Source organism: Thiohalophilus sp. (genome assembly GCF_031581315.1).
In the GTDB taxonomy this organism is placed as follows: domain Bacteria; phylum Pseudomonadota; class Gammaproteobacteria; order UBA6429; family Thiohalophilaceae; genus Thiohalophilus.
Genome location: NZ_JAVLAZ010000074.1, coordinates 3,523 through 11,993 on the forward strand (window position 1 = coordinate 3,523; position 8,471 = coordinate 11,993).

10 protein-coding genes are annotated in these 8,471 nt (G+C 59.0%); 4 read left to right on the plus strand and 6 right to left on the minus strand.

The features are described 5' to 3' along the window. Window positions 1-149: 149 nt before the first annotated feature. The 6 genes from rluB to RI563_RS10375 all read right to left on the minus strand — a co-directional run bounded on the left by rluB (window position 150) and on the right by RI563_RS10375 (window position 5,606). Entirely contained in the window at window positions 150-986 is an 837-nt protein-coding gene (rluB, locus tag RI563_RS10350) for a 23S rRNA pseudouridine(2605) synthase RluB (protein ID WP_310694304.1), read from the minus strand. Between the two features lie 6 nt (window positions 987-992). After that, entirely contained in the window at window positions 993-1,850 is an 858-nt protein-coding gene (gene scpB / locus RI563_RS10355; protein ID WP_310694305.1) for an SMC-Scp complex subunit ScpB, read from the minus strand. A gap of 28 nt (window positions 1,851-1,878) precedes the next feature. Next, a complete protein-coding gene (locus tag RI563_RS10360) occupies window positions 1,879-2,721 on the minus strand; it encodes a ScpA family protein (RefSeq protein ID WP_310694306.1) in 843 nt (280 codons plus the stop codon). Window positions 2,722-2,724: 3 nt separating this feature from the next. After that, window positions 2,725-3,942, minus strand: a complete 1,218-nt coding sequence (locus RI563_RS10365; protein WP_310694307.1) for a tryptophan--tRNA ligase — start codon at window positions 3,940-3,942, stop codon at window positions 2,725-2,727. Window positions 3,943-4,119: 177 nt separating this feature from the next. Next, complete coding sequence (locus RI563_RS10370) at window positions 4,120-4,749, minus strand: L-threonylcarbamoyladenylate synthase (protein WP_310694308.1); 630 nt, start codon at window positions 4,747-4,749, stop codon at window positions 4,120-4,122. Continuing rightward, entirely contained in the window at window positions 4,746-5,606 is an 861-nt protein-coding gene (locus tag RI563_RS10375; RefSeq protein ID WP_310694309.1) for a PHP domain-containing protein, read from the minus strand. The genes RI563_RS10370 and RI563_RS10375 overlap by 4 nt, the downstream gene beginning before the upstream one ends. A gap of 190 nt (window positions 5,607-5,796) precedes the next feature. Here RI563_RS10375 and RI563_RS10380 point away from each other — a divergent pair, with 190 nt between their 5' ends. The 4 genes from RI563_RS10380 to RI563_RS10395 are packed head-to-tail and all read left to right on the plus strand — an operon-like array spanning window position 5,797 to window position 8,416. Beyond that, complete coding sequence (locus RI563_RS10380) at window positions 5,797-6,558, plus strand: hypothetical protein (protein WP_310694310.1); 762 nt, start codon at window positions 5,797-5,799, stop codon at window positions 6,556-6,558. Window positions 6,559-6,596: 38 nt separating this feature from the next. Beyond that, window positions 6,597-7,286 carry an inner membrane-spanning protein YciB gene (locus tag RI563_RS10385; protein WP_310694311.1) on the plus strand — a complete coding sequence of 230 codons (690 nt, stop codon included), beginning with the start codon at window positions 6,597-6,599 and terminating at the stop codon, window positions 7,284-7,286. Then, complete coding sequence (locus tag RI563_RS10390; protein ID WP_310694312.1) at window positions 7,286-7,585, plus strand: YciI family protein; 300 nt, start codon at window positions 7,286-7,288, stop codon at window positions 7,583-7,585. Before RI563_RS10385 ends, RI563_RS10390 begins: the two co-directional genes overlap by 1 nt. A 30-nt stretch (window positions 7,586-7,615) precedes the next feature. Further along, the gene (locus RI563_RS10395; protein WP_310694313.1) at window positions 7,616-8,416 is read left to right on the plus strand and encodes a peptidylprolyl isomerase; all 801 of its coding nucleotides are present in this window, start codon (window positions 7,616-7,618) and stop codon (window positions 8,414-8,416) included. Window positions 8,417-8,471: the final 55 nt, after the last annotated feature.

Below are 8,471 nucleotides of genomic sequence, written 5' to 3' on the forward strand. Positions count from 1 at the left end.
GGAGAAAATGATTTTTATAAAGGATTCACCCTGGCAGGTGAATCCTTGTTCAAATCCATCACGCCCGCCAGTACCAGACACAATTCAAACTCTGCGTCTCCGCGCCTCAGCGACCTCTGCGTTGCTTCCCAGTGAGCCAGAAAAAGGAATTACTGGCTGGTTCGTCGCGAGGTCTTTTTTCGGGTCTGTTTTTTGCGGGACGTTTTCTTGCCGGTTTTCTTTTTGGCCGGGCGGGAGGCGTCGGGCAGGGCTTCGTCCATGCCGACCATGGCCAGGACGTGGTTGATATCCTTCTCGCCGAGTTCGCGCCATTGCCCCTGCGGCAGGTTGCGGGGCAGAAACAGGTTACCGAAGCGGGTGCGGATCAGGCGGTTCACGGTCACACCGATGGCGTCGAACAGGCGTCGGACCTCGCGGTTGCGCCCTTCGTGCAGTAACACGTAATACCAGTGGTTCACGCCCTGCCCGCCTCCGTCGACGATGTCATCGAACCGGGCCGGGCCGTCATCCAGTTGCACGCCTTCGCGCAGTTGCCGGTAATGGTCATCGGACAGTTCGCCCAGCACGCGCACGGCGTATTCGCGCTCGATTTCATAGGAAGGGTGCATCAGCCGGTTGGCCAGGTCACCGTCGGTGGTGAACAGAATCAGGCCTGAAGAGTTGATATCCAGGCGGCCGACGATAATCCAGCGACCGTTTTTGACCGGCGGCAGTTTCTTGAACACCGTGGGACGACCTTCGGGATCATCTCGGGTGCAGATTTCGCCTTCGGGCTTGTTATAGGCGAGGATACGCCGCGGGGCGAGATCCAGTGTACGGCGCACCGGCTTGCCGTTGAGCCGGATTTCATCCTTCGGTTCCACCTTGTCACCCAGCCGGGCCGGCTTGCCGTTGATTTCAATGCGGCCCTGCTCGATCCAGGATTCGATCTCCCGGCGGGAACCATAGCCCGCCTGGGCGAGGACTTTTTGTACGCGTTCGGCCATCGGGCGTCAGTGCTCGGCGCTCAGCACCCGGCTCGTGCGGTTCTCTTCATCGTCGGTTTCTTCGGACTCATCATCGGCGTCGCTCTGGGCTTCGGCTTCGGCTTCGGCTTCGGCTTCGGCTTCGGCTTCGGCTTCGGCTTCGGCTTCAGCTTCAGCTTCAGCATCTTCATGCCAGGTGGCTTCGTCAACTTCCTGGTCAGCGGCGTCAGCGTCCGCGTCATTCATTGCTGCCGACTCATCCGGTTCAGCTTCAAACTGTTCATCCGGGGAGGCCTCCGTTTGCGCGGCGTCGGCTTGCTGCTGGCTTTCACCCCAGTCCAGCTCGGCATTGATGGAATCGATATCGCGCAGTTCGGCCAGCGGCGGCAGATCCTGCAGGCTTTGCAGATTGAAGTAATCGAGAAATTCTTTCGTGGTGGCATACAGCGCCGGTTTGCCCGGCACATCGCGATGGCCAACGACCTTGACCCATTCGCGTTCCTGCAGGGTCTTGATGATCTGACTGCTGACACTGACGCCGCGGATCTCTTCGATCTCGCCGCGGGTGATGGGCTGGCGATAGGCGATCAACGCCAGGGTTTCGAGTATGGCGCGGGAATACCGGGCCGGTTTTTCCTCCCACAGTTTCGAGACCCAGTTGGCGTAATCCTGTTTAACCTGAAAACGGTAACCGGAGCCCACCTGACGCAACTCCAGACTGTGATCGGCATAATCTTCCTGCAAAGCGGCAATCGCCGCCTTGATCGCATCAGGCTCAGGGGCGTCGTCTTCGTTGAACACGCCCTGTAACTGGTTGAGGTTCACCGGATCGTCGGCGGCAAACAGCACGGATTCGATGATGCGTTTGAGTTCCTGTTCAGTCATGGATCATTTCGGCCCTGGTTGTTCCTGATTACTCGGGGTTATTCTCGGCTTGTCTGGCTTTGACATGAATCGGTCCATAGACTTCGGTCTGGACCATTTCGATCAGGTGCTGTTTGAGCAGCTCCAGAATCGCCAGCAGTGTCACGACTACGCCGCTGCGTCCCTCTTCGATGGTAAACAGCGCACTGAACTCGGTAAAGCTGTCGCTCTTGACGGCGCCCAGCACCCGCGACATGCGCTCACGCACCGATAGGGGCTCCATCTGGATATGATGGTGCTCATACATGGAGGCACGACGCATCACATCGGTAAACGCGGCCAGCACATCCTTGATATCCACATCCGGGGGGGTACGTACGACCTTGAGATCGGGCGCCTTGACCTCGGCGGGGAATACATCGCGACCGACCCGCGGCAGCTCGTCGATATCCTCGGCGGCTTTCTTGAAACGTTCGTATTCCTGCAGGCGGCGCACCAGCTCGGCGCGTGGATCGCCCTCTTCTTCCTCGTCGCTGACCGGACGCGGCAACAGCATGCGCGATTTGATCTCGGCCAGCATGGCCGCCATCACCAGATACTCGGCGGCCAGCTCCAGCCGCAATTCGGTCATCAGCTCCACGTACTCCATGTACTGGGCGGTGATGGTCGCGATGGGCAAATCGAGAATATCCAGGTTCTGGCGCTTGATCAGATACAGCAGCAGATCCAGCGGTCCGGCAAAGGTCTCCGCCAGGAACACTTCCAGCGCATCGGGGGGAATATAGAGATCCTTGGGCAGCGCCGTCATCGGCGTACCCTGCACCACAGCGAAGGGCATCTCCTGCTGCTCGGGCTTTTCCTGGCTGTCGTGGTGCTCGATGGTGTCGGTCATGTGTCAGCGATACTCCAGGCCCATAGCCTGCCGGACTTCCTGCAGAGTCTGGCGCGCGTTATCCCGGGCCTTGTCGCAGCCCTCGGTGATAATCTTGCGCACCAGTCCCGTATCCTGTTGATATTCCATGGCGCGTTCATGGATGGGTTCCAGCTCTGCTTTGACCGCATCGATCACCGGGGCCTTGCATTCCAGGCAGCCGATACCGGCGCTGGTACACCCCTGCTGCACCCAATCCCGCACCTCGTCCGGGGAGTATACCTGATGCAGTTTCCAGACCGGGCATTTTTCTGGATCGCCCGGATCGCTACGCCGCACGCGGGCCGGATCGGTCGGCATGGTGCGCAGTTTTTTCTCGACCTCGGCGGGATCTTCACGTAACGAGAGGGTATTGTGATAGGACTTGGACATTTTCTGTCCATCCAGACCGGGCATCTTCGGTGCCGGGGTCAACAGGCTGTCGGGCTCGGGCAGGATAATCCGGCCACTGCCTTCCAGATAACCGAACAACCGCTCCTTATCGCCCAGGGTAATGTTCTGCTGATCGTCGAGCAGCGCCTGGGCGGTGTGCAGCGCCTCGTCATCGCCCTGCTCCTGAAAACGACGCCGCAGCTCCTGGTAGAGCTTGGCGTTTTTCTTGCCCATTTTCTTGATCGCCACCTCAACCTTCTCCTCGAAGCCCGGCTCGCGACCATATAAATGGTTAAACCGGCGCGCCACCTCGCGGGTCAGCTCCACGTGGGCCACCTGGTCCTCGCCCACCGGCACCAGACCGGCCTTGTACATCAGGATGTCGGCGCTTTGCAGCAGTGGATAGCCCAGAAAACCGTAGGTGGCCAGGTCCCGCTCACGCAGTTTCTCCTGCTGGTCCTTGAAGCTCGGAACCCGCTCCAGCCAGCCCAGCGGGGTAATCATCGACAGCAGCAGATGCAGTTCGGCATGTTCCGGCACCCGGGACTGAATGAACAGGGTCGCGGAGCCGGGATTGACGCCCACCGAGAGCCAGTCGATGACCATCTCCCAGACACTCTGCTCGATGATCTGCGGATCCTCGTAATGGGTGGTCAGGGCATGCCAGTCGGCAACGAAGAAAAAGCACTCGTACTCGTGCTGCAGTTTGATCCAGTTTTTCAGTACACCATGGTAATGGCCCAGGTGCAGGGCGCCGGTCGGCCGCATGCCGGACAGCACACGTTGTTTCTGATTGGGCAAGGCAGTCAATTCGGGCTCCAGAATAGAAAATCGCGGGTCATGCCTGGGGCACAGCCATACTTATGGTCGGGCCGTCGCCGGCCACGGGGATTATCATCATTATCATGGTTCTGTCGCACCGGCCAGCGGCTGAACAGGCCGGGCATTATACCCTGTTGGCCCCCGCGGCGGGCAAATCGGGGTTATTCAGGTGGTCTCGAATGGCGACGGATCGCCCTTGCCCTGGCGGATCACCCGGGGAAGCTCGTCGGTCATATCGACCACCGTGCTGGGTTCGAAGCCACAATGGCCACCGTCGATAACCAGGTCCACCTGGTGCTCCAGCTGCTCGCGAATCTCCTCCGGATCGGTCATGGGCATCTCTTCGCCGGGCAGGATCAGCGTCGAGCTCATGATCGGCTCGCCCAGCTCGGCCACCAGCGCCTGGGCAATGGGGTTGTCGGGGATGCGAATCCCGATGGTGCGCCGCTTGGGATGCAGCAGGCGGCGTGGCACCTCGCCGGTGGCGTTGAGAATAAAGGTGTACGGGCCCGGGGTGTAGCTGTTGAGAATCCGGAACAGGGTATTGTTGGTCAGCTTGGCATAGGCACTGATCTGGGAGAGGTCGGCGCAGATCAGGGTGAAGTTGTGCTTGTCATCCACCCGGCGGATATGACGGATACGCTCCATCGCCTTCTTGTCTTCCAGGTGGCAACCCAGCGCATAGGCCGAATCGGTCGGATAGACGACCACCGCGCCCTGGCGCAGCAACTCTACCGCCTGGCGAATCAGACGCGGCTGGGGCGTCACCGGATGGATCTGGAAAAACTGGCTCATGCCGCCGCCTCGCTGCAGCGGGCCCAGGCGTCAGACTCCCAGATGGGGCGACAGCCGGGCGGCAGCTCGGGCAGGCGGCCGATATCCCGGTAGGGGTTTTCCGGGCCGTGGTAGTCGGAGCCACTGGAAGCGGCCAGGTTCCAGGTCTGGCTCAGCTGGCCGAAACGCAGCATGTCATCCCGGCTGTGACTGCCGGAGACCACCTCCAGCGCGGCGCCGCCCAGATCGCCAAACTCGCCCAGTAGCTGTCGCAGCCGCGTGGCGCTCAGCTTGTAGCGGGCCGGATGCGCAATGACCGCCAGTCCGCCCGATTCGCGGATCCAGCCCACCGCCTGCTCCAGCGTCGCCCACTCGCCCGGTACATGGCCCGGCTTGCCCTTGACCAGATAGCGTTTGAAAACCTGCTTCAGATCCCGCGCATGGCCCTGTTCGACCAGGTAACGGGCAAAATGGGTGCGGCCCACCAGATCGCCGTCGGCATAACCGCAGGCACCGTCATACGCCCCGTCGATACCGGCCCTGGCCAGGCGCCGACCGATCTCCTCGGCCCGCCAGCGACGAAAATCGAGTTGCCGGGCAATGCCGGCCTGCATGGCAGGATGCTCCGGATTGATGTGCAAACCGACAATATGCAGAGTCTGATGCGCCCAGCTGACCGACAGCTCGATCCCGGGGATCAGCCTGAGATCCTGTTCACGCGCCGCAAACCGCGCCGCCTCGAGGCCGGCGGTGGTGTCGTGGTCGGTCAACGCTAGCTGGTCAACCTCCCGCTCGACGGCCCTGGCAACCAGTTCGGTCGGGCTCAGGGTACCGTCGGAGGCGGTGGAATGGGTGTGTAAATCGAATCGCTCTGTCATGGTGACTGCATACGGCTCTGCGGAAATGGCCTGCCATCATCCGGTAATTTGTGGCTGGGCGCCAGTGTAACGTGTTCGCCGGGGAAAACGGGAGCCCGAATTCAGGCCCCTATCCGGCGTGGCTGAAGGCCCGCCGGCGCCTGTGTTAAAATCAGCTATTCGATACCTGCAAAACGCGGTGAACCAAACAATGAGCATTGTCGAGATCGATCTCAACGCCCTCGCCGACGTGGTGACGGAAGTCACCGCCGCGCTCGACCAGGCTTATGACGACAACCCGATCGAACACAGTGAACTGGAGAGACCGCAGGTGATCGGCGAGAACCTCAAACAGTTTGCGCAAATGGTGCAACATGTCGATGCCCAGTACCACGGTACCAGCGACGGCAAATCCCGCGAGGCGCTGCCCGACAAGTTACAGGATCTCAGCCAGCTGGGCGATTACGGTCTCGCCCAGCTGGCGGACCTGAGTGAATGGGCCGGGCTGCTGGAACTGGAAGAGTTACAGGTCACGCTGGATGAATTATCCATACCGATTGCGCTATGGACCGCGCGTAATATCGGCAGCCTGCAAGAGCTGCGCAACGTGGTCGATGCCCTGTCACGCATCGCGAACCAGACCCAGGATCCCGACTTTCTTGCCGAATTAAGCGGCATTATGGACGAGATCGCCAATGCCGCTGCCCCCCAGGTCAAGGCCGACGAGGACAAGAGCCACGCCGGACGCCCGTGGAGAATGCTTAACCTCAATCATGGTATCGTTGCGACCCGAACCCACGATCCCGCCATCATGGAATCGGTCTTCGAACAGATTCTGCTGCGCCTGCCCGAAGACGCCCCGACCTTTTTCCGCGAGGGCATAGAACAGGTGGAAGCGATCGATTATCCGGGCCATGTGCGGGAAGTCATGGAAAAATATTATCAAATGACCAATAATCCGACTCTGCATTGAGCCTTCTCTTTCTCCCTGACATCTAAAGCTGGACTGCCATGAAGTTTCTGTTCGATTTTTTCCCCATACTGCTCTTTTTCATCATCTACAAGCTGTATGGCATTTACCCGGCTACCGCCGTCGCCATTGCCGGCTCAATAGTGCAGAACGCGTTTTACTGGTACCGCCATCGCAAGTTCGAAAACATGCATCTGGTGACCCTGGGGCTGATTGTGATTCTGGGCGGCGCCACCCTGTTGTTTCAGAACAAGGCGTTTATCATGTGGAAGCCCACGGCCGTTTACTGGGCCTTTGCTATCGCCTTTATCGGCAGCCAGTTCATCGGGGAAAAACCGCTGATCCAGCGCATGATGGGCCATGCGATCGCGGTACCACCGCGCATCTGGCGGAATGCCAATTTCAGCATGGCATTGTTCTCGGTGTTGCTGGGTGTCGCCAACCTGTATGTGGCCAACTTCTATTTCATGGCCGAAACGGCGCTGATCGCCGCCACTGAACAGGCTGTCAACCTGGAAAATTGTGCCGCCACCTACAGCGGAAGCGCGGTGGAGTTGTGCCAGCAGGCCAAGTCGATGGAATCCATCTGGGTCAACTTCAAACTTTTTGGTATGCTGATCCTGAGTATCGTCTTTCTGATCGGCCTCGGTGTCTATCTCTCTTTACATGTCAAGGACGAGGAAAACAAGGACGAACTGGCAACCTCAACCGAACCGGGTAGTAAATCCTGATGTTATACGCCATTATCGCCCAGGATAACGACAACAGCCTGGAACAACGTCTGGCCTCGCGCCCGGCGCATCTGGAACGCCTGCAACAGCTCAAGGATCAGGGGCGCCTGATTCTGGCCGGCCCACACCCGGCCATCGACAGCGAGGACCCCGGTCCGGCCGGCTTCAGTGGTTCACTGATCGTCGCTGAATTTGCCTCGCTGGAGGATGCCAGGCAGTGGGCCGATGCCGACCCCTATGTCGCCGCCGGCGTCTATCAATCCGTTACCGTCAAACCTTTCAAGAAGGTGTTTCCGTAACCACGTTCATCAAGTTAAGGAATATCGATTATGTTTAAATTCAATACCTTCTCCTCAATATTTACGCTCATTACTGCCGGCCTGTTATTCAGCGGCAGTGTCAACGCGGCCGACCCGGTCGCCGTGGTCAATGGCGAGCCGATCTCGCAGGAAACCTACGAGCGTTATCTCAAATACCGCAGCCAGCAACAAAACGGGCAATCCGGCGAGGTCAATCGCGAAGCGTTGATCAATGAGCTGGTGAATCGTCAGCTTCTGTTACAGGAAGCCAAAAAACAGAAACTGCACAAAAACCCCGACATCGCCTTTCGCATCAAGCAACTGGAATCCGATGCGCTGATCCAGGCGCTGATCCAGAAACAAGCCCAGAGCAGCCCCATCAGCGAAAGCGAACTGAAAAAGGAATATGAGCAGCGCGTTGCCTCAAGCAATGCCAAAGAATACAAGGCCAGCCATATCCTGCTGAAAAGTGAGCAGGAAGCCAAAGACGTCATCAAGGAACTGGATAGCGGCGCGGTGTTCGCCGATGTCGCCAGGGCCAAATCCACCGGCCCCACTGCCAAAAACGGCGGCGACCTTGGCTGGTTCAACGCCAACCAGATGGTTCCGCCCTTTACCCAGGCCGTGGCCAACATGAAAAAAGGCACCTATAGCAAATCGCCGGTCAAGACCCAGTTCGGCTGGCATGTCATCAAGCTGGAGGACGAACGCAAGGTCACCCCGCCCAAGTTCGACGAGGTCAAGGATCAGTTGCGCAACATGAAATCCAGCCAGCTCATCCAGCAATACGTCATCCAGCTTCGTCAAAACGCCAACGTCGAAATCAAGTAAAAACAAAAAGCCCCGCAATGCGGGGCTTTTCTCTATCTTCGGTTCGACAACAGCC

Coding starts and splice junctions, on each gene's coding strand:
- RI563_RS10380 (WP_310694310.1), top strand. CDS start 5,797: ATGAGCATTGTCGAGATCGATCTCAACGCCCTCGCCGACGTGGTGACG.
- rluB (WP_310694304.1), bottom strand. CDS start 986: ATGGCCGAACGCGTACAAAAAGTCCTCGCCCAGGCGGGCTATGGTTCC.
- RI563_RS10370 (WP_310694308.1), bottom strand. CDS start 4,749: ATGAGCCAGTTTTTCCAGATCCATCCGGTGACGCCCCAGCCGCGTCTG.
- RI563_RS10375 (WP_310694309.1), bottom strand. CDS start 5,606: ATGACAGAGCGATTCGATTTACACACCCATTCCACCGCCTCCGACGGT.
- scpB (WP_310694305.1), bottom strand. CDS start 1,850: ATGACTGAACAGGAACTCAAACGCATCATCGAATCCGTGCTGTTTGCC.
- RI563_RS10390 (WP_310694312.1), top strand. CDS start 7,286: ATGTTATACGCCATTATCGCCCAGGATAACGACAACAGCCTGGAACAA.
- RI563_RS10385 (WP_310694311.1), top strand. CDS start 6,597: ATGAAGTTTCTGTTCGATTTTTTCCCCATACTGCTCTTTTTCATCATC.
- RI563_RS10360 (WP_310694306.1), bottom strand. CDS start 2,721: ATGACCGACACCATCGAGCACCACGACAGCCAGGAAAAGCCCGAGCAG.
- RI563_RS10395 (WP_310694313.1), top strand. CDS start 7,616: ATGTTTAAATTCAATACCTTCTCCTCAATATTTACGCTCATTACTGCC.